This window comes from Kitasatospora sp. NPDC092039, assembly GCF_044756065.1.
Lineage (GTDB): Bacteria > Actinomycetota > Actinomycetes > Streptomycetales > Streptomycetaceae > Kitasatospora.
Genome location: NZ_JBIVSD010000004.1, coordinates 508,361 through 533,339 on the forward strand (window position 1 = coordinate 508,361; position 24,979 = coordinate 533,339).

Genomic DNA, 24,979 nt, shown 5'->3' on the forward strand with positions numbered 1-24,979 from the left:
TCGTACGGCTGCTGCTCGTACGACTGCGACTGCGGCTGCGATTGCGGCGGCTGCTGCTGCGGCTGCTGCTCGTAGCCCTGGTACGGCTGCTGGTACTGCCCGGTGGACCAGTCCTCCGGCCGCCGGCCGTCGTTGCGATCAGTCATGCACCGCTCCTGGATCAGTCCCCGCGCGGCGCGTACAGCGCCCGCTTGTCGATGTAGCGGACCACGCCGTCCGGGACGAGGTACCAGACCGGCTCGCCCTTGGCGACCCGGTTGCGGCAGTCCGTGGAGGAGATGGCCAGCGCCGGGACCTCCACCAGGGAGACCCCGCCCACCGGGAGCCCGGCGTCCGACAGAGTGTGCCCCGGGCGGGTGCATCCGATGAAGTGGGCCAGCGAGAAGAGTTCGTCGGAGTCACGCCAGGACAGGATCTGGGCGAGCGCGTCGGCGCCGGTGATGAAGAAGAGGTCGGCGTCCGGGTGCAGCGCGTGCAGGTCGCGCAGGGTGTCGACGGTGTACGTCGGGCCCTCGCGGTCGATGTCGATCCGGCTGACCGAGAACTGCGGGTTCTCGGCGGTGGCGATGACCGTCATCAGGTAGCGGTCCTCGGCCGGGGTGACGTGCCGGTCGCTCTTCTGCCACGGCTGCCCGGTCGGCACGAAGATCACTTCGTCCAGGTGGAACGCGCTCGCGACCTCACTGGCGGCGACGAGGTGGCCGTGGTGGATCGGGTCGAAGGTGCCGCCCATCACGCCGAGGCGCTTCTTCACCGGTTCCGGTCCGCCGGGATTCCCGGCCTGCTCTCCCATGCCGCCACACCTTACGCGACGCCCGTTACGGTGCGGGAACGGCCGGGTGAGGGTTCTCAGCGGACGCGTGAGGGAGCGGCCGGCCCGGTGGCCGGACGCTCCCCGAGCGGCCCCAGGACCAGGTTCAGCGGTCCCGGTTGAAGCGGGTGGTGATGTAGAGCAGGACCAGCAGGATGACCAGCGCGGCGCCACCGGTCAGGGCCGGGTTCAGGCTGTCGTGGTTGCCCCCCTCGCCCTCGGCGAGAAGGTTCAGAACGGGGAGTGCGGCAGCAGTGCTCATGGTCGGCGGGACCTTCTCGGCTCGGTGAACGGACCTGGGGGTTTGTTCCGGGCCGGTGAGGGCCCACCCGTCATCGTACGGGGGGTCACACGGCAACCGCTCGGCGGCCCACCGCCGCTGACCGGGCGTGAGCGCGAGCCGGCCGGAGCACCGGGACCGGGCCGGGGACGGCCGCGGAGGGGCCGGTCCTAGTTGTTCTTGAACGCGCGGGCCATGAGCCAGACCAGCAGGCCGATCCCCACGAAGGACGCGACCACGATGATCCGCAGGAACAGGCCCGGGCCGGCCTCCTCGGAGATGGGCGCGGCCAGGCTGACAAGGGTGTCGGTGGACATCTGCGGGGGCTCCTCGAACTGCTCGGTACCGCGGCCGGGTCCGGTCTCGGTCGTCCAGTCCTCAGGTTAGACCGGCCTCACACCGGCGCCACCCACCGGCCCCGACGGCCCGCCCGTCGGGGCCACCCGCACCGCCCGCCGCCGCCCCACCGGCACCACCCACCGCCGCCCCGGGCACCGCCCGCCACCGCCCGCCGCCCGCACGGCGGACCGCGCGTACGCTGACCCCGGGGACGAGTACGCAACCACGCGCGTTGCAAAGACAGTCGTTGCAGGCGAAGACCAACGGGGGGCGGGCCAGCGGGCCGCGGCCGCCGTCGACCAGGAGGTACTCAGACCATGACCGACACGACCGCGAAGAGCCCGAGCCGCCGCCGCGAGCGCTTCCCCGGGATCTCCACCCGGGCCTGGGAGCACCCGGCGGACCGCTCGGCCCTGGTGGCGCTGCGCAAGCTGACCGGCTTCGACGACATCCTGAAGAAGCTGGCCGGCCTGGTGTCCGAGCGGGCGATCCGGCTGATGTTCCTGGCCACCGCCGTGAAGACCTCCGAGCGCCAGTTCCCGGAGCTGCACGAGATGGTGCGCGACGCCGCCTACGTGCTCGACCTGGAGAAGGTCCCCGACCTGTACGTCTCCCAGGACCCGGCGGTCAACGCGTACTGCATCGGCATCGACACCCCGATCATCGTGGTCACCAGCGGCCTGGTCGAGCTGCTCGACGAGGAGGAGCTGCGCTCGGTCATCGGCCACGAGGTCGGCCACGCGATGTCCGGCCACGCCGTCTACCGGACGATGCTGATGATCCTCACCAACATCGCCGCCCGGATCGCCTGGGTGCCGCTCGGCAACCTGGCGATCACCGCGATCATCACCGCGCTCAAGGAGTGGTTCCGCAAGGCGGAGCTGTCCAGCGACCGGGCCGGCCTGCTCGCCGGGCAGGACCTCCAGGCGTCCATGCGGGCGCTGATGAAGCTGGCCGGCGGCCACAACCTGGCCGAGATGAACGTCGACGCCTTCCTGGAGCAGGCCGAGGAGTACGAGAAGGCCGGCGACCTGCGCGACGGCGTGCTCAAGGTGCTCCAGCTGCTGCCGCAGACCCACCCGTTCGCGGTGGTCCGGGTCGCCCAGCTGAAGAAGTGGGCGGAGAGCGACGACTACCGCTCGATCATGGCCGGCGCCTACCCGCGCCGCTCGGACGACCCGGACGCCTCGGTCGGCGAGCAGTGGAGGGCCGCCGCCGAGCACTACACGACCTCGGTCAAGGAGAGCAAGGACCCGCTGATGGGCCTGCTCCGGGACGTCGCCGGCGGCGCCGCGACCGTCGGCGGCAAGCTCCGCGACACCTTCACCGGCGGCGCCGGCCGCAACGGCTCCCCCGGCAACGGCTCCTCCGGCGGCAGCTCCGCGGGCAACGGCTCCGCGGACCGCGACGGCAGCTGATCCCACCGGGACGGCCCCACCGGGACCGCGACGGCGGCCGGTGTCCCGCCCGGGGCACCGGCCGCCGCGCCGTTCCACCGCCCGGCGGGTGCGCTCAGCCGCCCGCCAGCACCCCGCACACCTGCCAGCCCGGCCGGGCGTGGTCGGCGGGGTCGACCGGCGCCGGCGGCGCGACCACCGTGCCCTGCCCGGTGGCCAGCACCGGCTGCAGGAAGCCCGCCATCGAGGTGCCGCAGGGCGCCGGCCCGGCCTGCACCACAGAGTCCACCAGCCGCAGCTGCGCCGAGGCCAGGTCGACCCGGTCGAACTGGAAGGTCAGCTGCCGCCGCACGGTCTCCAGGGTGACCGGCGCTCCGGCCGGGGCCCCGGCCGGCTTCAGCGCGTAGACGAAGGTGTGGTCGGTGGTGATCCGCAGGGTCCCGCCGTCCGCCTCGTCGACCAGCATCGCGCCGGCCACCCTCACGGTGTTCGACGCCAGCGCGACCTTCGCCGGGTCGAACCGCACCATCCAGCCGGTCGCCGCGTGGTGCCGGTCGTCCACCGGCTGTGCCACGCTCGCGTCGAACTCGGCCAGCTCACCGGGCGTCACGAAGACCCGGACGTCGGCGGTGGCGCCCTGGACCAGCACGGTCGGGGACATCGAGGAGGCGACCAGGTAGCGCTGGACGGTGTCGAGCGCCTTGGCCACCTCGACCCGGCTGAAGTGCCCGGTGGGGGCCCCGGTCGGGGTGTTCAGCCCGAGCGCGCCGTCCCCGTACCCGGTCGGCAGGGCGGCGAACGGGTTCGCCGGGTCGGCGACCGGGTGGACGGCCGAAGCCGGGCTCAACGCGACCAGGCTGACGGTCAGTTGACTGCCCTCGGGCCGTGCCGCGGTCCCCTTCGGAGAGCTCACCCCGAAGTACACCGCGGTCCCGAAGGCGAGCAGGATGAGCAGCAGCAGGATCAGCGCCTGGCGCGGGACGGTGCCCAGCGGACCGAGCCGCACCCGCGGCCGGGTGGCCTTGCCGAAGGAGCCCGCCAGCCGCTCCCGGGCGGACAGCTCCTGGATCCGGGCAGCCCGGACGAACGATTCGTCGAAGACGACGGACCGGAATTCGTCCTCGTTGCCGGAACCGCCCTCGGGCGTACCCTCAGGAGGTTCTCGCGGGTCACCCACACCACCAGGGTAGGCGGACACCAGCGCCGCCACGAGGGTCCGGGCGCACTTTCCCGGGAACGCTCCGTGACCACCGCCCCGGGCGTGCGCCCCGGAGCGCGCGGAACCTAGCCGGCGGGCGCGGTGACCACCAGCGGAGGCTCGGCCGGGGCCTGCCCCGGGTCGACCCCGGCGCTGCTGCTGCCGGACTCGGGGCGCCGGGGCGTGCCGGCGGAGCCGCCCACGCCCTGGTAGACCGCCGCGACCGCGACCGCCACCAGGCTCACACCCATGATCACCGCGAGCACCCAGGCCACCGGCCGGTGCCAGCGCTGCTGGGCCACGTAGCGGCCGTGGGCGCGCACCGGGTCGTAGCCGCGTCGCCACCGCCGCCGGACTCTGCGGTCGGCCGCCCGGCCCGGCCCCGACCAGGGATCGGGGTAGAGGTGGTCCGCGTCGAGCCCGCTCGGGTACGGGCGCAGCTCCAGCGGGAGCCCGTCCCCGGCCGCCGGAACGTCGTAGCCCCAGCCCGGGCCCGCGGTGTCCGGCTCGAACCGGGCCTCGGCCGCGGCGAGTTGCCGCTCCTTGGCGGTCGGCTCGTGCACGGCGGCGGACCGGACGAAGGCCTCATCGAAGACCACGGTGGCGAACTCGTCGTCCGCACCACCGTGGTCGGCGCCGTCGGGGTACGGAGAGCCCCCCACATCCTCAGCCACGGATTCAGCGTATTACCGGCCGGACGATTTGTCTGTGGCTCCCGGCAGTTGGTCCGTCACACGTGTGACGGCCGCCCCTCACACGCCCCTCACCCGGCGTTCAGCGGGCGTCCGCGTCGCCGCCCACGGTCTGCGTCGCCTCGCCCCGGACGTGCCCGTCACCAGTGACGATGTACTTGGTGCTGGTCAGCTCGGGCAGGCCCATCGGACCGCGGGCGTGCAGCTTCTGGGTGGAGATGCCGATCTCCGCGCCGAAGCCGAACTCACCGCCGTCGGTGAAGCGGGTGGAGGCGTTGACGGCCACCGTGGTGGAGTCCACCAGCCGGGCGAAGCGGCGGGCGGCGGCCTGCGAGGTGGTGACGATCGCCTCGGTGTGGCCGGAGGACCAGCGGCGGATGTGCTCGACGGCGGCGTCCAGCGAGGGCACCACGGCGGCGGCCAGGTCCAGCGAGAGGTACTCGGCGCCCCAGTCCTCCTCGGTGGCCGGCACCACGGTGGCCGGGCCGCCCTCGGCGGCCTTCAGCACCGCCTCGTCGCCGTGCACGGTGACCCCGGCCTCGGCGAGCGCCGCCAGCGCGAGCGGCAGGAACGCCTCCGCGACGTCCTGGTGGACCAGCAGCGTCTCGGCCGCGTTGCAGACGCTGACCCGCTGCGCCTTGGAGTTCAGCAGGATCCCGACGGCCATCGCCAGGTCGGTCTCGGCGTCCACGTAGACGTGGCAGTTGCCGGTGCCGGTCTCGATCACCGGGACGGTCGAGCCCTCGACCACGGTGCGGATCAGCGAGGCGCCGCCGCGCGGGATCAGCACGTCCACGTGGCCGCGGGCGCGCATCAGCTCCCGCACCGAGTCCCGGCTCTCCCCCGGCACCAGCTGCACCGCGTCCGCGGGCAGCCCGGCCGCGGCGACGGCGTCGCGCACCACGGCGACCAGGGCGGTGTTGGAGCGGTAGGCGGAGGCGGAGCCGCGCAGCAGCACCGCGTTGCCGGACTTGAGGCAGAGCGCGGCGGCGTCGGCGGTGACGTTCGGGCGGGCCTCGTAGATGATGCCGACCACGCCGAGCGGCACCCGGACCTGCCGCACGTCCAGGCCGTTGGGCAGGGTGTAGCCGCGCACCACCTCGCCGACCGGGTCGGGCAGGCCGGCCACGTCGCGCACGTCGGCGGCGATCGCGGCGATCCGCTCGTCGGTCAGGGTCAGCCGGTCGATCACCGACTCCGGGGTGCCGGCCGCCCGGGCCCGCTCCACGTCCTCGGCGTTGGCCGCGACGATCTCGGCACCACGGGCCACCAGCGCGTCCGCGACCGCCAGCAGCGCGGCGTCCTTCGCCGCGCGCGGCAGCGGGGCGAGCACGGCGGCGGCCTCCCGGGCTCGGCGCGCTACGGCGAGGACGGGGCTGTCGGCGGTGGCGAGGTCGCTGGTCATGCCGCCAAGGGTAGCGACTTCACCGCCCCCGCCCGGGCGGTATTTCGCCCGGTGAGACGCCACCGCGACGATCCGGCCGGACGGGGCCACCGGTCCCGGCGAAGCCCCCGGCCGGACGGGGCCACCGGTCCCGGCGAAGCGTCCGGCCCGACGGGGCTGCCCGACCCGTCGGGCCGGCTCAGTACGGGTGCACGCCGCCCGGGTGCGGCGGTGGATCGCCGAAGCCCTCCGTCACCCGCTTGCGGTACGTCGCCCGGTCGACCACCTCCAGCCCGACGATCTCCCAGGGCGGCAGGTTCGCGGTGACCTTGTGTTCACCCCACAGCCGCAGCGCGATGGCCGCCGCGTCGTGCAGGTCCCGGGCCTGCTCCCAGTAGCGGATCTCGGCGTGGTCGGCCGCGTAGCGGGCGGTCAGGAAGAACGAGTGGTCGTGCGCCAGCTGCTCCAACGAGGCCCGCAGCGACGGCAGCGGGGTGACCTGCCCGGCCACGCTCAGCACCACGTGCCACAGCCGCGCCTGCTCGGGCACCGTCGGCGGCTGCGCCGCCCGGTCACGGTCGGGCCGCAGCCTGCGCACCCCGCCGGGCTTCTGCGACGGCGGACCGGCCGGCTCGGCGGGGCCGTCCCCGCGTCCGCCGTCGATGCTGGTCAGCCGCCGGCCCGCCGTCCCTGCAGTCAGCGCTGCCTCGCGCCTGCGTTCCACCGGCGGCCTCCTGTTCGGCGATGTCGTGTCGTCCCCACCGGCCCCGTCGGCGCCCTGCCGACGGGTACGGCTGCGCCCCTCCTCGCCCGTGGCCGGGCCGCTCCCGGTACGGAGCGGCCCGCCGTCCGCGCTGTGCCGATCGGCCGGGCGGCCGGTGCCGGCCCGCCGGGCCGGTCAGCCGCCCAGAACGACCAGGTCGTCGCGGTGGACGACCTCGCGCTCGTACGCGGCGCCGAACTCCTGGGCCAGGTCGCGGGTGGACCGGCCGAGCAGGCGGGGCAACTCCCTCGCATCAAAGTTGACCAGTCCGCGCGCCACGATGTGGCCGTTTTCGGCAAGAAGGTCCACCGGATCACCCGCGGCGAACTCCCCGTCGACCCTGGTGACCCCGGCGGGCAGCAGCGAGGCGCCGCCGGAGACGACCGCGCGGACGGCGCCCTCGTCCAGGTGCAGCGTCCCGCGCGGGCTGCTCGCGTGGGCCAGCCAGAGCATCCGGTCGGAAGTCCGGCTGCCGGTGCGCAGGAAGAGCGTGCCGGTGGGCCGGCCGGCCAGCGCGTCGGCGGCCTGGCTGGCGGCGGTGAGCACCACCGGGATGCCCGCGCCGGTGGCGATCCGGGCCGCCTCGACCTTGGTGACCATGCCGCCGGTGCCGACCCCGGCCTTGCCGGCGCTGCCGATCTCGATGCCGTCGAGGTCCTGCGGTCCGCGCACCTCGGCGATCCGGCTGGTGCCGGGGCGGGACGGGTCGCCGTCGTACAGGCCGTCGACGTCGGAGAGCAGCACCAGCAGGTCGGCGCGGACCAGGTGGGCGACCAGGGCGGCGAGCCGGTCGTTGTCACCGAACTTGATTTCGGCGGTGGCGACGGTGTCGTTCTCGTTGACGATCGGCATCGCGCCCATCGCCAGCAGCTGGTCCAGGGTGCGGTAGGCGTTGCGGTAGTGGGCGCGCCGGCTGGCGTCCTCGGCGGTGAGCAGCACCTGGCCGACCCGGATGCCGTACCGGGCGAAGGAGGCGGTGTAGCGGGCGACCAGCAGGCCCTGGCCGACGCTGGCGGCGGCCTGCTGGCGGGCCAGGTCCTTGGGCCGCCGGTCCAGGCCGAGCGGGGCGAGCCCGGCGGCGATGGCGCCGGAGGAGACGAGCACGACCTCCGGTGCCTCGGGGCGGGCGCGCAGCTTGGCGAGCGCGTCCACCAGGGCGTCGACGCGGTCGGCGTCCAGGCCGCCGGCCGCCGTGGTCAGGGAGGAGGAGCCGACCTTGACGACGATCCGCCGCGCGGTCAGCACCTCCTCGCGCAGAGAGTCCTCGCTCATCTCGCTGTACGCCCTTCCGGTGTGGTGCGGGTGCGACGGGGCCCGGGCCCGGCCGTCACCCCCGAAATCTACGCGATCCGCGCAGGTCGCCCGCAGGGTGTTTCACCGGCTGGACCCGGGCCGGTCACGGCCTCGCCACAGCCCGTCCGGCAATCCGGATGACTGGTATGGTCCCTGACCGCAAGCCAGATCGGGGGACGGCTTCTTGCCCGCTGGACCCATGTCGTCATCGACCCTTCCTGTCACGACGGGCGGCGCCGCACTGGGCAAAGGCCGGCAACGGCCGCGGCCGCGCGCCCAGGAGATAAGCGCATCATGCGTTCGTACACCACCAAGCTGACCGTCGCCGCGCTCGCGGCGGCCACCGCCCTGTCGCTCGCCGCCTGCGGGCCGGAGAACGCGGACACCCCGGCCGGTACCGGCGGCGCCACCGGCGCGGCCCCGGCCCAGACCGGCGCGGCCCCGGGGGCCACCGCCGGGGGTGCGGCCGCGGGCGGCGCGGCCGGCGGTTCCACCGCGGCGCCGTCGGGCGCGGCGAGCGGCGGTGCGACGCCCGGCGGCGCCGCGGGCGGTGCCGGCACGGCCGGGGCCGCGGGCGGCGGGGCCGGGGCGGGGGCCGTCCCGGCGGCCGCCACCAGCGTGAAGATCGGCCAGAGCGCCACCGTGGACTTCGCCGACAAGACCGCCAAGGTCGCCACCAAGCTGGAGATCACCGTCACCGGCGTCGAGGTCGGCTCGATCCAGGAGCTCACCGCCGCCAAGGTCAACACCGTCGGCCTGGACGGCCGCACCCCGGTGTACGTCAGCTACACCATCAAGAACGTCGGGGACGCCAGCCTCTCCTTCACCGCCCCGGACTCGAAGTTCGTCCTCTTCGACAGCTCCGGCAAGAAGGGGCTCAACGTCATGTCCGCCGCCAACCCGCTGCCCAAGTGCACCAGCGCGAAGGTCCAGGGCGTGACCAAGGGTGCCGAGACCAAGGGCTGCACCATCATCTCCATCGCCGGGAACACCCCGGCCGCGGTCGGCTACACCGACCTGACCGACCCGCTGAAGCTCCAGGCCTCCTGGACCAGGTGACGCCGCGTCGACGCACAGCACGCCGAACGGCCCCCGCCACCTCGACAGGTGGCGGGGGCCGTTCGGCGTGCGGAGCCCGGCAGGCTCAGTGGTCCTCGTCGTCGTCGCCCTCGATGGCGGCCTGGCGGCCGCTGGAGAGCGCCTCGAAGGCGAGGAACTCGGCCTCGGCCGCGTCCCGGCCCTTCTGCTTCTCGCGGCGGCGGTCGACCGCCGGGCGGGGGGACTCGAAGCGGTGGTCCTCACCGCGGCGGCCGAGCATCTCGGCGCCGGCGGCCATGGTCGGCTCCCAGTCGAAGACGACGGCGTTCTCGTCCGGGCCGATGATGACGGTGTCGCCCTCGTGCGCCCCGACCTTCCACAGCTTGTCCTCGACGCCGAGGCGGGCCAGCCGGTCCGCGAGGTAGCCGACGGCCTCGTCGTTGCTGAAGTCGGTCTGGCGGACCCAGCGCTCCGGCTTGACGCCGCGGATGCGGTAGGCGCCGTCCTCCTCGGTGATGGTGAAGCCGGCGTCGTCGACGGCCTTGGGGCGCAGCACGATCCGGGTCGACTCCTCGACCGGCTTGGCGGCGCGCGCCTCGGCGACGATCCCGGCCATCGCGAAGCTCAGCTCGCGCAGGCCCTTGCGGGAGGCGGCGGAGACCTCGAACACCCGGTAGCCGCGCTCCTCCAGGGAGGCGCGGGTCAGGTCGGCGATGTCCTGGCCGTCCGGGACGTCCACCTTGTTGAGCGCGACCAGGCGCGGGCGGTCGTCCAGGCCGCCGTACTCGGCGAGTTCGGCCTCGATGGTCTCCAGGTCGGTCACCGGGTCGCGGCCGGGCTCCAGGGTGGCGCAGTCCAGCACGTGCACCAGCACCGAACAGCGCTCGACGTGCCGCAGGAACTCCAGGCCCAGGCCGCGGCCCTGGCTGGCGCCAGGGATCAGGCCGGGCACGTCGGCGACGGTGTAGACGGTGTCGCCCGCGGTGACCACCCCGAGGTTGGGGATCAGGGTGGTGAACGGGTAGTCCGCGATCTTCGGCTTGGCGGCGGAGAGCACCGAGATCAGCGAGGACTTGCCGGCGCTCGGGTAGCCCACCAGGGCCACGTCGGCGACGGACTTGAGCTCCATCACGATGTCGCGGGCCTCGCCGGGCTCGCCGAGCAGCGCGAAGCCGGGCGCCTTGCGGCGGGCCGAGGCCAGCGCGGCGTTGCCGAGGCCGCCGCGGCCGCCCTGGGCGGCGACGAAGCTGGTGCCGTGCCCGACCAGGTCGGCCAGCACGTTGCCCTGGCGGTCCAGCACCACGGTGCCGTCCGGCACCAGCAGGACGAGGTCCTCGCCGTCCGCGCCGGTGCGGTTGCCGCCCGCGCCCGGCTTGCCGTTGGTGGCCTTGCGCTTGGGCGAGTGGTGGTACTCGAGCAGGGTGGTGACCTGCGAGTCCACGGTGAGGATGACGCTGCCGCCCTCACCGCCGTTGCCGCCGTCCGGGCCGCCGAGCGGCTTGAACTTCTCGCGGTGCACGGAGGCGCAGCCGTGGCCCCCGTTACCCGCGGCGACGTGAAGTTCGACGCGGTCCACGAAGGTGGTCATGGGTGTGCCTCCAGTGCGCGAGAGTCTGCTTGCTACCTGCGTAAAGCGCGAAGGGTGGACCGGAGAATTCCGGCCCACCCTTCACTGTGGGTCTTCTCAGACCCGGTGAGTCCGTCCGGACCCGGCGGGTCCGTTCAGACTCGGGAGTCCGCGGGGACTCAGGCCTCGACGGCCACGATGTTGACGACCTTGCGGCCGCGACGGTTGCCGAACTGCACCGCACCGGCGGTCAGCGCGAACAGGGTGTCGTCGCCACCGCGACCGACACCGGCACCCGGGTGGAAGTGGGTGCCGCGCTGGCGGACGAGGATCTCGCCGGCGGAGACGACCTGGCCACCGAAGCGCTTCACGCCGAGGCGCTGGGCGTTCGAGTCACGGCCGTTACGAGTAGAGCTTGCGCCCTTCTTGTGTGCCATTTTTCGCTATCCCCTTACTTGCTGACCGAGTCGATGCTCGTGATGCGCACCGCGGTGTGCTGCTGACGGTGACCCTGACGACGGCGGTAGCCGGTCTTGTTCTTGTAACGCAGGATGACGATCTTGTCACCCTTGGTCTGGTCGACCACCTCGGCGTGAGCCTTCACGCCGGCCAGGACCCACGGGTCGGAGGTGACGGCGTCACCGTCGACGACCAGGATGGTCGAGAGCTCGACCGAGTCACCCGGCTTGGCCTCGATGCGGTCGATCTCCAGCACGTCGCCCACGGCGACCTTGTGCTGGCGGCCGCCTGCGCGAACGATCGCGTACATGCGGTACCTGCTTTCCTTGCTCGGTCGGAACCCCCGACGCCAGCCACCTGGGTACGGACACAGGAGCCTCTCCCCGGCCCTCCGCGCGGACGCGGCGACCTCGGGAAGGTGATGTGCTCGGGAGCAATGGCGTAGACACGCCGATGGTCAAGAATACGGACCGGCCGCCCGGGGGGCAAACCGGCCCGTACGGCCCGGGGCGGGATCGCTCCCGCCCCGGGCGTGGGCACTACTCGGACGCCGTATCACCCTCGGCGGCCGCGGCCTTCTTGGCCGCCGCGCTCGTCCGCTTGGTGGCGGTCTTGCGGGCGGTGGTCTTCTTGGCCGCCGTGGTGGTCTTCTTGGCGGCCGTCTTCTTCGCGGCGGTCTTGCGGGCGGCCCGCTTCTTCGGCGCCGGCGCCTCCTCGGCCGGAGCCTCGGCGTCCTCGGCAGCACCCTCGGTGGCCGCAGCGGCCTCGGCGACCTCAGCGGTCTCCGGGGACTCGGCGGCGACCGCGGCCTCCGCGGCCGCGACCGGCTCGCCCGGCGCCTCGGCGACGGCCTCTGCGGCGGCCTCCGCGACCACCGGGGCGGCGGCCTCCAGGGCCGCCTCCAGCGCCGCCTCGGCCTTGGCCTGGAGCACCACGATCTCGGCGGTGTCCGGGGAACCGGCCGGAGCGGTCGCCTTGCGCACCGCCCGGCGGCGCGGACGGCCCGCCGGAGCGGCGGCCGGGGCCTCCGCCACGGGAGCCTCCACGACGGGGGCCGGCACGGCCTCCGCGGCGGCCTCGGCCGGGGCCTCGACGCCCGGGACCTCCAGGGCCAGCTGGCCCTCGATCTCCTCGCGCACCGGCTCCGCCAGGTCGGCGACGTCCTCGACGGTCAGCGGCCCGGCCTCGGCGGCCACCACGGCCTCGACGGCCTGCGACTCCTCGTGGCCCGCGCCGCCCTTGCCCCGGCGACGGCGCTTGCCGCCCGAACCGGCCTCGCCCGCCGCCACCGGGGCGTGGACGTGGGCACTCGGCTGCTCCATGTGGACGATCACGCCGCGGCCGTTGCAGTGCACGCACGGCTCGGAGAAGGACTCCAGCAGGCCCTGGCCGACCCGCTTGCGGGTCATCTGGACCAGGCCCAGCGAGGTGACCTCGGCCACCTGGTGCTTGGTCCGGTCGCGGCCCAGGCACTCCAGCAGACGGCGCAGCACCAGGTCGCGGTTGGACTCCAGCACCATGTCGATGAAGTCGATCACGATGATGCCGCCGAGGTCGCGCAGCCGCAGCTGGCGCACGATCTCCTCGGCCGCCTCGATGTTGTTCCGGGTGACCGTCTCCTCCAGGTTGCCGCCCTGGCCGACGAACTTCCCGGTGTTGACGTCGATGACGACCATCGCCTCGGTGCGGTCGATCACCAGCGAACCGCCGCTGGGCAGCCAGACCTTGCGGTCCAGCGCCTTCATCAGCTGCTCGTCGATCCGGTAGGTGGCGAACACGTCCACCTCGGAGGTCCACCGCTGGAGCCGCTCGGCGAGGTCCGGGGCCACGTTGGAGACGTACTCGTGGATGGTCTTCCACGCCTCGTCGCCGGAGACGATGACCTTGCTGAAGTCCTCGTTGAAGATGTCGCGGACGACCCGGACGGTCATGTCCGGCTCGCCGTACAGCAGCGCCGGGGCGTTGCCGGTCGCGGCCTTCTTCTGGATGTCCTCCCACTGCTGCTGGAGGCGCTGGACGTCGCGGGTCAGCTCCTCCTCGGAGGCGCCCTCGGCGGCGGTGCGCACGATCACGCCCGCGTCGTCCGGGACGATCTTCTTGAGGATCTGCTTCAGCCGGGCGCGCTCGTTCTCCGGGAGCTTGCGCGAGATGCCGGTCATCGAGCCCTCGGGCACGTACACCAGGTAGCGGCCGGGCAGCGAGATCTGGCTGGTCAGGCGGGCGCCCTTGTGGCCGATCGGGTCCTTGGAGACCTGCACCAGCACGGACTGGCCGGACTTCAGCACCGACTCGATCCGGCGCGGGCCGCCGTGGCCGCCCAGCGCGCCGAAGTTGACCTCACCGGCGTACAGCACCGCGTTGCGGCCCTTGCCGATGTCGACGAAGGCGGCCTCCATCGACGGCAGCACGTTCTGGACCTTGCCCAGGTAGACGTTGCCGACGTACGAGGTGGCCTGCTCCTTGTTGACGTAGTGCTCGACCAGCACGCCGTCCTCGAGCACGCCGATCTGGGTGCGCTGGCCGCTCTGGCGCACCACCATGACGCGCTCGACCGACTCGCGGCGGGCCAGGAACTCCGCCTCGGTGATGATCGGCACCCGGCGGCGGCCCAGCTCGCGGCCCTCGCGGCGGCGCTGCTTCTTCGCCTCCAGACGGGTCGAGCCCTTGATGGACTGCACCTCGTCCGGGTCGAAGGACGGCTCGGTGGAGCGGCGGCGCGGCTCGCGCACCTTCACCACCGTACGGACGCCGTCCTCGGTGGTCTCGGCGGTCTCGACGGCGCCGGCCTCACCGCTGCGGCGGCGACGGCGACGGCGGCGGCGCGACGAGGACAGGCCGGCGGCCAGGTCGTCGTCCTCCTCGCCCTCCTCCTCGGCGACGGCCTCGGCCGACTCCTCGGCGGACTGCTCGGTCTCGACGGCCTCGGCGGCCTCGAAGTCCTCGGCCTCGCCACGGCGACGGCGGCGGCCGCCCCGGCGGCGACGGCGCGACGGACGGCCGTCCTCCTCCCACTCGCCCTCGGTCTCCGGACCGGCGGCGGGGGCGGGCGCCTCCACCGCGGGGGTCTCGACGACGGGCGCGGGAGCCTCGACGACGGGCGCGGCGACCGGCGCGGCGGCCTGGGCCTTCGCGGGCGCCTTCGCCTTCGCCTGGGCGCCCTTGCGACGGGTCGGCTCGACCCGGGTGCGGACCCGGCGACGGCGGCCGACACCGCTGTACTCGAACTCGTCCTCGTCCTCGCGCTCGGCCTCCACCTTGGCCTCGGCCTCGGCCGGAGCCTCGACCTGCGCGGGGGCGGCGGGCTGCTGCGGCGCGGCGGGCACGAACGGGGCCGGCTCCTGGAACACCGGGGCCTGGAAGACCGCGGTGGCCGGGCGGACGGCGCGACGGCGCACCCGGTGCGGCGGCTCGGCCTCGGCGGGCGCGGCAGCCGGGGCCGGCGCGGCGGCGGGGGCGGGGGCGGGGGCGGGGGCGGCAGCGGGGGCCTCGGCGACGGCCTCGGCGGCCTCCTCCTCGGACTCCTCGGCGGCGGTGGGCTCCTCGACCGGAGCCTCGACCACCGGCGCGGCCTCGACCACACGACGGCGGCGGGGGCGACGGGCCGGAGCGGCGGGGGCCTCCTCGGCCACCGGCTCGGCGACGGCAGCGGGGGCGGCCTCGGCCACCGGCGCCTCGGCGGCCGGAGCGGCCTCCGCCTCGACGACGGGGGCGCCGGCGGGCGCCTCGGCACGCTTGCGGGTACGGCGCGCCCGGGCGGGCTTCTCGGCCGGCTCCGACGTCTCCGCCGTCCCGGTCGTGTCGGCCGTCCCGGTCGTGTCGGCCGTCCCGGTCGTGTCGGCCGTCCCGGTCTTGTCGGCCTTCGCGGCCCTGGCCTTCGCCGGGGCCTTCGCGGCGGCCGGCGCGGCCGGTTCGGCGGCGGCGTCCGGCGCGGTCACCACGATCGCGGTGGCCTCCGGCGCCCCGGCCGGGGCCTCGGCGCGCTTGCGGGTCCGGCGGGCCCGGACCGGCTTCTCGGCGACCGGCTCGGCCGCCGGCTCCACGGCCGGAGCCGGAGCGGCCTCGGCCGCCGGCGTCTCGGCCGGCAGGACCGTCTCGGCCGCCTCGGCGGCCGCGCCCTGCGGGGTGCCCGCCGGGCGGGACACCGCACGGCGACGGCGGCGCGGCGGCGCGGCGGACGCGCCCTCACCACCGGTCGCGGCGGATTCGTTCTGTTCCGTGGCCGCAGTCTGCTGCGGATCGGTGTTATCGAGCATGCGGGTGGATCTCCCGTCAGGCCCCCGGGCTCCGCATCCGGGCACGGCGCGGCACCGCTGGGCGGCCGGCATCGCTGACGATGCCTGGACCGGACCCTTGGACGGTGCCGCCGCGCGGACGCGAGGCCGCACAGGGGCTCGTAGTCTCGCTCGGCGCCCCGCGCTCGGCGGGGTGTCGAAAGTCTTCTGGTCTGACCAGTCTTCTGAGGTTTTCCCAAGCTGCGCCGTCCCCCAACCCCGGGTGGCTCCCGGACGGGGTCCCGGGCCGGCCGACCTTCCTGGTCGGCAGGCCCCGGGTGGCAGGCCTGTGCTGCGACGACGCTCGCTCCCCTGGGGAGCCGCGGGAACCCTGGAGGACCGTCGGGCCCAGTGAGTCACTGGACCCGGCCTCCCCCCGCTAGGCGGACGCGGTAGCGTGCGGCCCTGCGGCAGGCTCCGAGCCGGCCGGGGCCGCGGCGCGGTCGAGCGCCAGCGGGTCGGTCACCGTGCCGGCCTCCTCGTCGAGCGGCCCCTGCGCCAGCCTGGTCACCTCTGCGGGGACCGGCGGCGCCAGGTCGGCCGTCGCACGGAGACCGGACAATACGTCGTCGGGTCGTACGGCGGGTGTGGCGTGTCGTACTACCAGGCGCAGTATCGCACAGGGACGGCCGGTCCGAACATCGTGGTCGGTTCCGGTCCCGCCGTCCGCACCGGCCTCGACCTGCGCCGAGACGGCTTCCAACGCCGCCACCGCGCCCCGCGCGTCGAAGACCCGCAGGCCGTTCTTGGTGCGGCGCTCGACCTCGACCCGCTCGGCGGCGAGGAACCGCGCGACCGCGTCGGCGGCCACGTCCGGCTCGACGCCGTCCAGCCGGACCAGCCACTCGGAGGCCTCCAGGCGCTCCACGAAGTTCGGCGTGCGCACCTCGACCGCGTCGATCACGTCCAGGCCGGCCGGCAGCGACTCGTCCAGCTGCGCCCGCAGCTGCTCGGGGTCGCGCACGGCGGCCAGGCCGATCTCCAGGTACTCCGCCTCGCTCGCCACCCCGGTGGGGGCCGCGTTGGCGTAGGACACCTTCGGGTGCGGGGTGAAGCCGGCCGAGTAGGCCATCGGAACGGCGGACCGGCGCAGGGCGCGCTCGAAGGCGCGCTGGAAGTCGCGGTGGCTGGTGAAACGGAGCCGGCCGCGCTTGGTGTAGCGGAGACGAATCCGCTGCACCGTCGGCGCGGGCGGCGGACCGTCGGGCGTACGGCGTGCCAGGGTCGCTCAGTCCTTAGTCAGTTGTCCCCGTCCGGCGTGGCGTCTTCCCGCCACTGTCCGGACTCTGTCACCTCAAAGGGTACGCGCCCCGCCGCCCGCCTCGCTCCGCCCCTGGTCAGCTCGCCCCCGCCGCACGCCGCGACCCCCGGCCGGATCGTCCCGGCCGGGGGTCGCGGATGTCGGACGCGCTACTTGTTGACGACCGTCAGGGGCAGCATCTTCTTGCCCGTCGGGCCGATCTGGATCTGGGTGTCCATCTGAGGACACACCCCGCAGTCGAAGCACGGCGTCCAGCGGCAGTCGTCGACCTCGACCTCCTCCAGGGCGTCCTGCCAGTCCTCCCAGAGCCAGTCCTTGTCGAGGCCGCTGTCCAGGTGGTCCCAGGGCAGCACCTCCTCGTAGGAGCGCTCGCGGGTGGTGTACCAGTCGACGTCGACGCCGGTGCCGGCCAGGGCCTTGTCGGCGCAGGCCATCCAGCGGTCGTACGAGAAGTACTCGCGCCAGCCGTCGAAGCGGCCGCCGTCCTCGTAGACCTCGCGGATGATCGCGCCGACCCGGCGGTCGCCGCGGGAGAGCAGGCCCTCGACGATGCCCGGCTTGCCGTCGTGGTAGCGGTAGCCGATGTTCTTGCCGTACTTGCGGTCGCCGCGGATCGAGTCGCGCAGCTTGGCCAGGCGGGCGTCGGTGGCCTCGGCGGACAGCTGCGGGGCCCACTGGAACGGGGTGTGCGGCTTGGGCACGAACCCGCCGATGGAGACGGTGCAGCGGATGTCGTTCTGGCCGGTGACCTCGCGGCCCTTCTGGATGACGTTCTTCGCCATCTCGCCGATCTGGAGCACGTCCTCGTCGGTCTCGGTGGGCAGGCCGCACATGAAGTACAGCTTCACCTGGCGCCAGCCGTTGCCGTACGCGGTGGCGACGGTGCGGATCAGGTCCTCCTCCGACACCATCTTGTTGATCACCTTGCGCATGCGCTCGCTGCCGCCCTCGGGGGCGAAGGTGAGGCCCGAGCGGCGCCCGTTGCGGGACAGCTCGTTGGCGAGGTCGATGTTGAAGGCGTCGACGCGGGTGGACGGCAGCGACAGGCCGATCTTGTCCTCGGTGTAGCGGTCCGCCAGGCCCTTGGCGATGTCACCGATCTCGGTGTGGTCGGCGCTGGACAGCGACAGCAGGCCGACCTCCTCGAAGCCGGTCGCCTTCAGCCCGCGCTCCACCATCTCGCCGATGCCGGTGATGCTTCGCTCCCGCACGGGGCGCGTGATCATGCCGGCCTGGCAGAAGCGGCAGCCGCGGGTGCAGCCGCGGAAGATCTCCACGGACATCCGCTCGTGCACCGTCTCCGCGAGCGGGACCAGCGGCTGCTTCGGGTACGGCCACTCGTCCAGGTCCATCACGGTGTGCTTGGACACCCGCCACGGCACGCCCGGGGCGTTCGGCACGACGCGGCCGATCCGGCCGTCGGCCAGGTACTCCACGTCGTAGAACTTGGGGACGTAGACCCCGCCGGTACGGGCCAGGCGCAGCAGCAGCTCGTCCCGGCCGCCCGGGCGGCCCTCGGCCTTCCAGGCCCGGATGATCTCGGTGATGTCGAGCACGGCCTGCTCGCCGTCGCCGACCACGGCGCAGTCGATGAAGTCCGCGATCGGTTCCGGGTTGAAGGCCGCGTGGCCGCCGGCCAGGACGATCGGGTCCTCGTCGGTGCGGTCGCGGGCCTCCAGCGGGATGCCGGCCAGGTCGAGCGCGGTCAGCATGTTGGTGTAGCCGAGCTCGGTGGAGAACGACAGCCCGAAGACGTCGAAGGCCTTCACCGGGCGGTGGGCGTCCACCGTGAACTGCGGGACGCCGTGCTCGCGCATCAGCGCCTCGAGGTCCGGCCAGACGCTGTAGGTGCGCTCGGCGAGCACGCCCTCGCGCTCGTTCAGCACCTCGTAGAGGATCATGACGCCCTGGTTGGGCAGGCCGACCTCGTAGGCGTCGGGGTACATCAGTGCCCAACGGACGTCGCAGGCGTCCCAGTCCTTGACGGTCGAGTTCAGCTCGCCGCCGACGTACTGGATCGGCTTCTGGACGTGCGGGAGGAGGGCCTCCAGGCGTGGGAAGACCGATTCGACAGTCATGTACTAGGAACCCTTACGACGTGATTCGGTGCCGCGAGTCGGCACGGGAGGGGTGACCCTCAAGGGTAGCCCAATCCGGGGAACGGGCCGTCAGCCGGATCAGGGGCCCTCCGCGCCCCGGCGCGACCCGGTCGCCCGGTGTCCGCCCGCACCCGCCGGTGCCCGCCCCGGCACGCGCGGTGCGCGCCCGCCGGCCGGTGCCGTCCGCCGTTGACACGCCCGGACGGGCCGTGCGGTACTGACAGGGCTCCGCCAAAGAGATCTGCACCCCTTCCGGACAAGGAAGTTGAGTCGTACGCTCGGCCCTCGTCGGTTTTCCGGCCGGCACGACCCCTCCCTCACCACGGGCCGCCCCGGCACGGCCCCGTCCGCCCCTGCCGGGCCCCGCCCGGCCCGCTCGGCCGCCGTTCCCCGGCCCGCGGTGCCACGCCCCAGACTCCCAGCCCCGTCCCCGCCCGCTCCCGTCCCCCGCCCGCACGCCGTGCCCGGCGGCGCACCCGCACGCCCGCGCCCCGGCGGCCGTACGACCGGCGCAAGGAGAACCATGACCGACACCGGTCGGCGGATCCGTCCCCTCCGGCCCCTCGACGCCCGGCCGGCCCGCTACCCCACGCCGGCCCAGGCCGAGTCCGCCGCGCGGCGGCTCGCGCTGCGGCACCCGGACCGCTGCCGGCTGCGCGAGGTGGGCCGCTCCCGGGCCGGGCGCCCGCTGATGCTGCTCTCGGTGGACCGCGGGCCGCGCGCGGTGCTGGTGGTCGGCGGCCCGCACCCCAACGAGCCGGTCGGCACCGCCGGGACGGTCCGGCTCGCCGAGGTGCTGCTGGACCGTCCCGCCCGCCCCGGGCTCTCCTGGCACCTGCTGCTCTGCCTCGACCCGGACGGCGCCGCGCTCAACGCCGGCTGGCTGGACGGCCCGCTCACCATGCGGCGCCACTACGAGCACTTCTTCCGCCCCTCCTTCGAGGAGCAGCCCGAACTGCTGCCCGCCCCCGGCTCCGGCCGCCCGCCGATGCCGGAGAGCCTGGCGCTGACCGGGCTGATCGACGAGCTGCGCCCGTTCCTCCAGTGCTCGCTGCACGGGGTGGACTTCGGTGGCGCGTTCGTCCAGCTCACCGGTCCGGTCCGGGGCCTGGCCGGGCGCTTCGCCCGCTCCGCGGAGCGGGCCGGCGTCCCGCTGGACGTGGACTCCTTCGACGCGATCGGCTGGGCCAGTCCGGACCCCGGCACCTACCTGATGCCGGCCCCGGGCACCGGGGGCTCCCGGGCCCTGCCGGACGAGCCCGAGCTGTCCACCTGGTCCTACGCGGCCCGGTACGGCGCGGTCACCGCGGTGCTTGAGGTCCCGATGTGGGCCGTCGACGCGGTCGGCGACGCCCGGCTCCACCCGGCCGGGGCGCGGGCCCTCGCGGCGGCCGCCCGCGACCTCACCGAGCGGGCCGCGGAGCTCACCGCGCTGCTGCCGGGCGTCCCCGCGGACGGCCACGAGGCGGCCGGGGCGCTGCTGCGCACCGCCGGGTTCAGCCTGGCGGTCGCCCCGCGGGTGGCCGAGGAGTGGCTGGAGCGCTGGGGCGCCGAGCCGCTCACGGTCTCCCGGGTGACCACCGCCGGGCTGGTCGCGGCCCGCGTGCCGCTGCGGGTCGCGTCGGTCCTGCTGCGGCTGCTCGCGGATGCCCGCGGCCCCGCCGCCGAGGCCGCCCGGGACCGCGCCCGCGCCGTCGTCGCCGACAGCCTGGACCGGCTGCGCCACCGCTTCGGCGCCCGCTGGGTGCCGGTCCAGGAGCAGCTCGCCCACCAGACCCGTGCCGTCCTGACCACCGCCGACTGCCTCGTCTAGGAGCCGCCCTGGCAGCCCTGGCCACGTCCTGGCAGCCCTCGCCGCCCCCGGCCGGCACCGGACGACGGAGCGGGGCCGGCCCGGGAAGTCCCGGACCGGCCCCGCCGTGAAGCGCGTGTCAGGCCGCTATCGGCCGCTGGCTCCGCACCGCCTGGAGCAGCCCGACGGCCATCCAGTTGGCGAACATCGAGGAGCCGCCGTACGAGACGAACGGCAGCGGGATGCCCGCGACCGGCATGATGCCCAGGCACATCCCTATGTTCTCGAAGGCCTGGAAGGACAGCCAGGCGATGACCCCGGCCGCCACGATCGTCCCGTACAGGTCGGTCGCCTGCCGGGCGATCCGGCAGGCCCGCCAGAGGATCACGCCGACCAGCGCGATGATCGCCAGCGCCCCGATGAAGCCCAGCTCCTCGCCGGCCACGGTGAACACGAAGTCGGTCTGCTGCTCCGGCACGAACTGCCCGACGGTCTGGGTGCCGTGGAACAGCCCCTTGCCGGTCAGTCCGCCCGAGCCGATCGCGATCCGGGCCTGCGCGGTGTTGTAGCCGACGCCGTTCGGGTCCAGCTGGGGGTTGGCGAAGGCGGCGAAGCGGTCGATCTGGTACTGGCTCAGCAGCCCGAACTTCCAGATCGCCACGCATCCGGCGGTACCGGCCATCAGCAGGCCGAGCACCCAGCGGTTCGCCGCGCCGGAGCCGAGCAGGATGCCCAGCACGATCGCGGCCATCACCATCACCGAGCCGGCGTCCGGCATCAGCATCACTATGGCCATCGGCAGCCCGGCCCAGACCAGTCCGCGGAACACCGCCCGGTGCGAGGGGAACTCCCGCTCCCCGGCGTCCACCTGGTCCGCCAGGACGACCGCCATCGCCAGCACGATCGCGAGTTTCGCGAACTCGGCGGGCTGGATCGAGAAGCCGCCGCCGAGCTGGATCCAGGAGTGCGCGCCGTTGATGGTCGAGCCCAGCGGGCTGAGCGTCGCCAGCAGCAGCACGATCACGCCGACGTACAGGAACGGCACGACGGTGCGGAAGCGCCGGCTCCCTATCGCTATCACCACGGAGCACAGCACCAGCCCGACCACGAAGTTGGTCAGGTGCCGGTACAGGAAGTACTGCGGGTCCCCGTGGGTCAGCGAGTCGCGCCCGCGGGTGGCCGACCAGACCAGCAGCGAGCTGCCGGCCGAGAGGGCCAGCGCGGCCAGCAGCAGTATCCAGTCCAGCCGCCAGAGCGGGGAGTCCTTGGCCAGGGCCTTGGAGACCCCGTTGCGCTGCGGGGCCAGCCGCAGCTGCCGGTACGAGCCGTAGGAGGTCATGCCCGTCCCCTTCCCGGTCCGCGCGTGGGTTCGAGCGCGGCGTTCGCCGCGGTGTACGCCGCCGGACGGTCGGCCGGCGGCGCCTGGTCCAGGAAGGCCGTCGCGGGGGCCGGCCGCGCGGTGGCCGGGTCGAGCGTGGCCGGAGCCGCCGCGACGGCCGGGGCCTGGGCGGCCGGAGCCGTGTCGGCGCCGTACGAGACCGGCTTGATGATCGCGGTGCCGTCCGGGTTGAACTTCGGCAGTTCGGCCTGCGGCGCGGGCAGCAGCGCCTTGGCGTTGTCGATGACGCCCTTGTCGTCCACGCCGTACAGGGCCTGGTAGATCCGGCGGACGGCGTCGCCGGAGCCGCCGGAGCCGGTGCCGCCCTGGCTTATCGTCATGACGACCGCGTAGTCCTTGCTGTACGTGGTCAGCCAGGAGGTGGTCTGCTTGCCCTCGACCTCGGCGGTGCCGGTCTTGGCGTGCAGCGCGATCTTGTCCTGCGGCCAGCCGGCCTGCGCGAACTTCCAGGCGGCGGTGCCGCTCTTGACGACGCCCTCGGTGGCCTGGTTGATGTAGCTGAGCAGCTTCTCGTCACCGGGGAACTTGGCGTCCGCCTGCGGGGCGATCTCGCGGACGAGGTTCCCGCTCGGGCTTATCACCGCCTTGGCGATGGTCGGCCGGTAGAAGGTGCCGCCGTTGGCCAGCGCCGAGTAGATCCGGGCCATCTGGACCGGGGTGACGAGGGTGTCGCCCTGGCCGATCGCGAAGTTGACGGCGTCACCGGCGCGCATCTGGTAGCCGTCGACGCAGTTCTCCCGGGCGATCTGGTCGGAGTAGCTGTTGCCGCCCTTCTGCCCCTGGGCGCACCAGGCGTCCTTGTTGTTGTCGTAGAAGGACTGCTTCCACTGCCGGTCCGGCACCCGGCCGGGGACCTCGGAGGGCAGGTCGATGCCGGTCTTGGCGCCGAGGCCGAACTCGTGGGCGGTCTTGAAGAACCAGTCGGCCGGATCCTTCTTCGGCTTGATGCCGCCGTCCTTCAGCCACTGGTCGTTCGCCAGGCCGTAGAAGACGGTGTCGCAGGAGACCTCGAGCGCCTTCTCCAGCGTGATGGAGCCGAAGCTCTCGCTCTCGAAGTTCTTGAACTCGCGGCCGCCGATGACCAGGCTCTTCGGGCACGGGTAGGTGCCGTCGAGCGGGTAGCCGGCCTGCACGGCGGCGGTGGTGGAGATGACCTTGAAGGTCGAGCCGGGGGCGGACTGGCCCTGTATGGCCCGGTTGAGGAGCGGGAAGTTGGACTCCTTGCTGGTCAGCGACTGGTAGTCCTTGCCGCTGATGCCGCCCACCCAGAGGTTGGGGTCGTAGGTCGGGGCGCTCGCCATCGCGACGATCCGCCCGGTGTGCACGTCCATCACCACGGCGGCGCCGGAGTCGGCCTCGTAGTTGCGGTTGGTGACCTTGTCGAAGGTCTTCCGGGCGTCGGCCATGGCCTGCGCCAGGTTGTCCTCGACCACCTTCTGTACCCGGGCGTCGATGCTGGTGACCAGGTTGTCACCGGTCTGCGGGGCGACGGTGCCGGCGTTGCCGATCACCCGGCCGAGGTTGTCCACCTCCAGCTTGGTGATGCCCGCGGTGCCGCGCAGGTCGCGGTCGTACACCGACTCCAGGCCGGCCCGCCCGATCTGGTCGGCCGGCAGGTAGCGGTCCAGGCCGCTCTTGCCGGCGGTCTTGCTGACCTCCTCGTCGGTGACCGGCGAGAGGTAGCCGAGCACCTGGGCCATGTTGGCGCCCTCGGCACCGGTGTAGCGGCGTACGGCGGTGGGCTGCGCGGTGACCCCGGGGAAGTCCTCGCGGCGCTCCATTATCTGCATCGCCTGCTGGGTGGTCGCCTCCTTGGTGACCGGGATCGGCTGGTAGGGCGAACCGTTCCAGCAGGGCTGCGGGGTCTTGGCGTCGCAGAGCCGGACCTTCTCCTGCACGTCCTTGGCGGGCATCCCCAGCACCTCGGCCAGCCGGGCGAGCACCGCCTTGCCGCCGTCCTTCTGCTGGAGCAGCGAGGTGCGGCTGACCGAGACCACCAGCCGGGTCTCGTTGCCGGCCAGCACCCGTCCTGAGGCGTCCAGGATCTCGCCGCGGACGGCCGGTTCGACCACCTCGCGGATGTGGTTGCCGGTCGCCTTCGCGGTGTACTCCTTGGCGTTGCGGATCTGCAGGTACCACAGCCGTCCGCCGAGGGTGGCGAGCAGCGACAGCACCAGGATCTGCAGCACCACCAGACGGATCGTCACCCGTCGGGTGCGGCCGGTCTCGGGGATGTTGCTCACGTCTCGTGCGCTCCAGGGTGCGGGGAGGTCGGGTGGTCGGGGCCGGGCCGGCTACGGGCGGCGGGCGAAGCCTGGCACGCGCCGCTTCTTGTACGACGGGCCGGTGGAGGCCTCGCGGGTGGTGCGGTAGCGGGCCAGTGTGCCCAGGCCGGAACCGCTCTCGTCGTCGTCCGCGGCGGCCACCGGGTCGCGCCCGAAGCGGCGGCCGAGGTACATCACCAGCGGCACCACGAAGGGCGCCAGCAGCAGGTCGTAGAGCAGGGCGCTGATGACCAGTCCGCCGAGGCCGACGTGCCGGGCCGCGGTGTCGCCGACCAGGGCGCCGACCATCGCGTAGAGCAGGGTGGAGGCGATCGCGGCGGCGCCGACGACCACCAGTGAGCCGCCGACGGAGCGCTGGCGGCCGTGGTCCGGGCGCAGCAGCCCGGCGGCGTAGCCCATCAGGCAGAGGACCAGCGCGTAGCGGCCGATCGCGTGGTCGGAGGGCGGCGCGAGGTCGGCCAGCAGGCCCCCCGCGAAGCCGACCAGGCAGCCGCCGGTGGGTCCGTAGACCATGGCCAGGCCGACCACGACGAGCAGCAGTATGTCCGGGGTGGCTCCCGGGAGCTGGAGCCGGCCGAACACGCTGACCTGGAGGATCAGGCCGAACAGGACGAGGCCGGCGGAGACGGGGATGCGGGCGAGGCGCATGGC

At 73.9% G+C, this 24,979-nt stretch carries 20 protein-coding genes; 3 read left to right on the forward strand and 17 right to left on the reverse strand.

What is annotated here, in order from left to right:
- Window positions 1-160 precede the first annotated feature (160 nt).
- The 3 genes from nadD to ACIQI7_RS11865 form a co-directional block, all read right to left on the reverse strand.
- On the reverse strand, window positions 161-793 hold the full coding sequence (gene nadD, locus ACIQI7_RS11855) for a nicotinate-nucleotide adenylyltransferase (protein WP_049658574.1): 633 nt from the start codon (window positions 791-793) through the stop codon (window positions 161-163).
- Window positions 794-917: 124 nt separating this feature from the next.
- Complete coding sequence (locus ACIQI7_RS11860) at window positions 918-1,073, reverse strand: hypothetical protein (protein WP_387748244.1); 156 nt, start codon at window positions 1,071-1,073, stop codon at window positions 918-920.
- 188 nt (window positions 1,074-1,261) lie between these two features.
- On the reverse strand, window positions 1,262-1,408 hold the full coding sequence (locus tag ACIQI7_RS11865) for a hypothetical protein (RefSeq protein WP_387748242.1): 147 nt from the start codon (window positions 1,406-1,408) through the stop codon (window positions 1,262-1,264).
- 339 nt (window positions 1,409-1,747) lie between these two features.
- Between ACIQI7_RS11865 and ACIQI7_RS11870 the strand changes: the two genes are divergently transcribed.
- Window positions 1,748-2,848: a M48 family metallopeptidase gene (locus ACIQI7_RS11870; RefSeq protein ID WP_401107836.1), complete on the forward strand. Its 1,101-nt coding sequence runs from the start codon at window positions 1,748-1,750 to the stop codon at window positions 2,846-2,848.
- A 94-nt stretch (window positions 2,849-2,942) separates the two neighbouring features.
- Here the strand turns inward: ACIQI7_RS11870 and ACIQI7_RS11875 are convergent, their stop codons facing one another.
- The 5 genes from ACIQI7_RS11875 to proB form a co-directional block, all read right to left on the reverse strand.
- A complete protein-coding gene (locus tag ACIQI7_RS11875; protein ID WP_401107839.1) occupies window positions 2,943-4,004 on the reverse strand; it encodes a hypothetical protein in 1,062 nt (353 codons plus the stop codon).
- A gap of 107 nt (window positions 4,005-4,111) precedes the next feature.
- Complete coding sequence (locus tag ACIQI7_RS11880) at window positions 4,112-4,699, reverse strand: hypothetical protein (RefSeq protein ID WP_387748236.1); 588 nt, start codon at window positions 4,697-4,699, stop codon at window positions 4,112-4,114.
- A 100-nt stretch (window positions 4,700-4,799) separates the two neighbouring features.
- Window positions 4,800-6,122, reverse strand: coding sequence for a glutamate-5-semialdehyde dehydrogenase (locus ACIQI7_RS11885; RefSeq protein WP_401107842.1), 1,323 nt, complete (start codon window positions 6,120-6,122; stop codon window positions 4,800-4,802).
- 178 nt (window positions 6,123-6,300) lie between these two features.
- The gene (locus tag ACIQI7_RS11890; protein ID WP_401107844.1) at window positions 6,301-6,825 is read right to left on the reverse strand and encodes a hypothetical protein; all 525 of its coding nucleotides are present in this window, start codon (window positions 6,823-6,825) and stop codon (window positions 6,301-6,303) included.
- 174 nt (window positions 6,826-6,999) lie between these two features.
- The gene (proB, locus tag ACIQI7_RS11895; RefSeq protein ID WP_401107845.1) at window positions 7,000-8,136 is read right to left on the reverse strand and encodes a glutamate 5-kinase; all 1,137 of its coding nucleotides are present in this window, start codon (window positions 8,134-8,136) and stop codon (window positions 7,000-7,002) included.
- A 315-nt stretch (window positions 8,137-8,451) separates the two neighbouring features.
- Between proB and ACIQI7_RS11900 the strand changes: the two genes are divergently transcribed.
- Window positions 8,452-9,216 (forward strand): hypothetical protein, encoded by a 765-nt coding sequence (locus tag ACIQI7_RS11900; RefSeq protein ID WP_401107848.1) that lies wholly within the window; start codon window positions 8,452-8,454, stop codon window positions 9,214-9,216.
- 85 nt (window positions 9,217-9,301) lie between these two features.
- On the opposite strand, the gene obgE is transcribed toward ACIQI7_RS11900, so the two are convergent.
- The 6 genes from obgE to ACIQI7_RS11930 all read right to left on the reverse strand — a co-directional run bounded on the left by obgE (window position 9,302) and on the right by ACIQI7_RS11930 (window position 18,831).
- Window positions 9,302-10,783 carry a GTPase ObgE gene (gene obgE / locus ACIQI7_RS11905; RefSeq protein WP_401107851.1) on the reverse strand — a complete coding sequence of 494 codons (1,482 nt, stop codon included), beginning with the start codon at window positions 10,781-10,783 and terminating at the stop codon, window positions 9,302-9,304.
- 158 nt (window positions 10,784-10,941) lie between these two features.
- Window positions 10,942-11,199 (reverse strand): 50S ribosomal protein L27, encoded by a 258-nt coding sequence (gene rpmA / locus ACIQI7_RS11910; RefSeq protein ID WP_030058248.1) that lies wholly within the window; start codon window positions 11,197-11,199, stop codon window positions 10,942-10,944.
- A gap of 14 nt (window positions 11,200-11,213) precedes the next feature.
- Complete coding sequence (gene rplU, locus ACIQI7_RS11915) at window positions 11,214-11,531, reverse strand: 50S ribosomal protein L21 (RefSeq protein ID WP_045696828.1); 318 nt, start codon at window positions 11,529-11,531, stop codon at window positions 11,214-11,216.
- 229 nt (window positions 11,532-11,760) lie between these two features.
- Window positions 11,761-15,474, reverse strand: coding sequence for a ribonuclease E/G (locus ACIQI7_RS11920; RefSeq protein ID WP_401107854.1), 3,714 nt, complete (start codon window positions 15,472-15,474; stop codon window positions 11,761-11,763).
- Between the two features lie 397 nt (window positions 15,475-15,871).
- Complete coding sequence (locus tag ACIQI7_RS11925) at window positions 15,872-16,672, reverse strand: TIGR03936 family radical SAM-associated protein (protein ID WP_401107856.1); 801 nt, start codon at window positions 16,670-16,672, stop codon at window positions 15,872-15,874.
- A 230-nt stretch (window positions 16,673-16,902) separates the two neighbouring features.
- The gene (locus tag ACIQI7_RS11930; RefSeq protein ID WP_401107859.1) at window positions 16,903-18,831 is read right to left on the reverse strand and encodes a TIGR03960 family B12-binding radical SAM protein; all 1,929 of its coding nucleotides are present in this window, start codon (window positions 18,829-18,831) and stop codon (window positions 16,903-16,905) included.
- A 544-nt stretch (window positions 18,832-19,375) separates the two neighbouring features.
- On the opposite strand from ACIQI7_RS11930, the gene ACIQI7_RS11935 reads away from it, so the two are divergent.
- Complete coding sequence (locus ACIQI7_RS11935) at window positions 19,376-20,665, forward strand: M14 family zinc carboxypeptidase (RefSeq protein WP_401107860.1); 1,290 nt, start codon at window positions 19,376-19,378, stop codon at window positions 20,663-20,665.
- Window positions 20,666-20,783: 118 nt separating this feature from the next.
- On the opposite strand, the gene rodA is transcribed toward ACIQI7_RS11935, so the two are convergent.
- The 3 genes from rodA to mreD are packed head-to-tail and all read right to left on the reverse strand — an operon-like array spanning window position 20,784 to window position 24,976.
- Window positions 20,784-21,983, reverse strand: coding sequence for a rod shape-determining protein RodA (gene rodA / locus ACIQI7_RS11940; protein ID WP_401107862.1), 1,200 nt, complete (start codon window positions 21,981-21,983; stop codon window positions 20,784-20,786).
- A complete protein-coding gene (gene mrdA, locus ACIQI7_RS11945) occupies window positions 21,980-24,286 on the reverse strand; it encodes a penicillin-binding protein 2 (RefSeq protein WP_401107865.1) in 2,307 nt (768 codons plus the stop codon). The genes rodA and mrdA overlap by 4 nt, the downstream gene beginning before the upstream one ends.
- Before the next feature lie 51 nt (window positions 24,287-24,337).
- Complete coding sequence (gene mreD / locus ACIQI7_RS11950) at window positions 24,338-24,976, reverse strand: rod shape-determining protein MreD (RefSeq protein ID WP_387748208.1); 639 nt, start codon at window positions 24,974-24,976, stop codon at window positions 24,338-24,340.
- Window positions 24,977-24,979: the final 3 nt, after the last annotated feature.

Coding starts and splice junctions, on each gene's coding strand:
- ACIQI7_RS11870 (WP_401107836.1), top strand. CDS start 1,748: ATGACCGACACGACCGCGAAGAGCCCGAGCCGCCGCCGCGAGCGCTTC.
- rodA (WP_401107862.1), bottom strand. CDS start 21,983: ATGACCTCCTACGGCTCGTACCGGCAGCTGCGGCTGGCCCCGCAGCGC.
- rpmA (WP_030058248.1), bottom strand. CDS start 11,199: ATGGCACACAAGAAGGGCGCAAGCTCTACTCGTAACGGCCGTGACTCG.
- ACIQI7_RS11865 (WP_387748242.1), bottom strand. CDS start 1,408: ATGTCCACCGACACCCTTGTCAGCCTGGCCGCGCCCATCTCCGAGGAG.
- ACIQI7_RS11885 (WP_401107842.1), bottom strand. CDS start 6,122: ATGACCAGCGACCTCGCCACCGCCGACAGCCCCGTCCTCGCCGTAGCG.
- ACIQI7_RS11900 (WP_401107848.1), top strand. CDS start 8,452: ATGCGTTCGTACACCACCAAGCTGACCGTCGCCGCGCTCGCGGCGGCC.
- nadD (WP_049658574.1), bottom strand. CDS start 793: ATGGGAGAGCAGGCCGGGAATCCCGGCGGACCGGAACCGGTGAAGAAG.
- ACIQI7_RS11920 (WP_401107854.1), bottom strand. CDS start 15,474: ATGCTCGATAACACCGATCCGCAGCAGACTGCGGCCACGGAACAGAAC.
- mreD (WP_387748208.1), bottom strand. CDS start 24,976: ATGCGCCTCGCCCGCATCCCCGTCTCCGCCGGCCTCGTCCTGTTCGGC.
- ACIQI7_RS11860 (WP_387748244.1), bottom strand. CDS start 1,073: ATGAGCACTGCTGCCGCACTCCCCGTTCTGAACCTTCTCGCCGAGGGC.
- ACIQI7_RS11930 (WP_401107859.1), bottom strand. CDS start 18,831: ATGACTGTCGAATCGGTCTTCCCACGCCTGGAGGCCCTCCTCCCGCAC.
- rplU (WP_045696828.1), bottom strand. CDS start 11,531: ATGTACGCGATCGTTCGCGCAGGCGGCCGCCAGCACAAGGTCGCCGTG.
- ACIQI7_RS11935 (WP_401107860.1), top strand. CDS start 19,376: ATGACCGACACCGGTCGGCGGATCCGTCCCCTCCGGCCCCTCGACGCC.
- proB (WP_401107845.1), bottom strand. CDS start 8,136: ATGAGCGAGGACTCTCTGCGCGAGGAGGTGCTGACCGCGCGGCGGATC.
- obgE (WP_401107851.1), bottom strand. CDS start 10,783: ATGACCACCTTCGTGGACCGCGTCGAACTTCACGTCGCCGCGGGTAAC.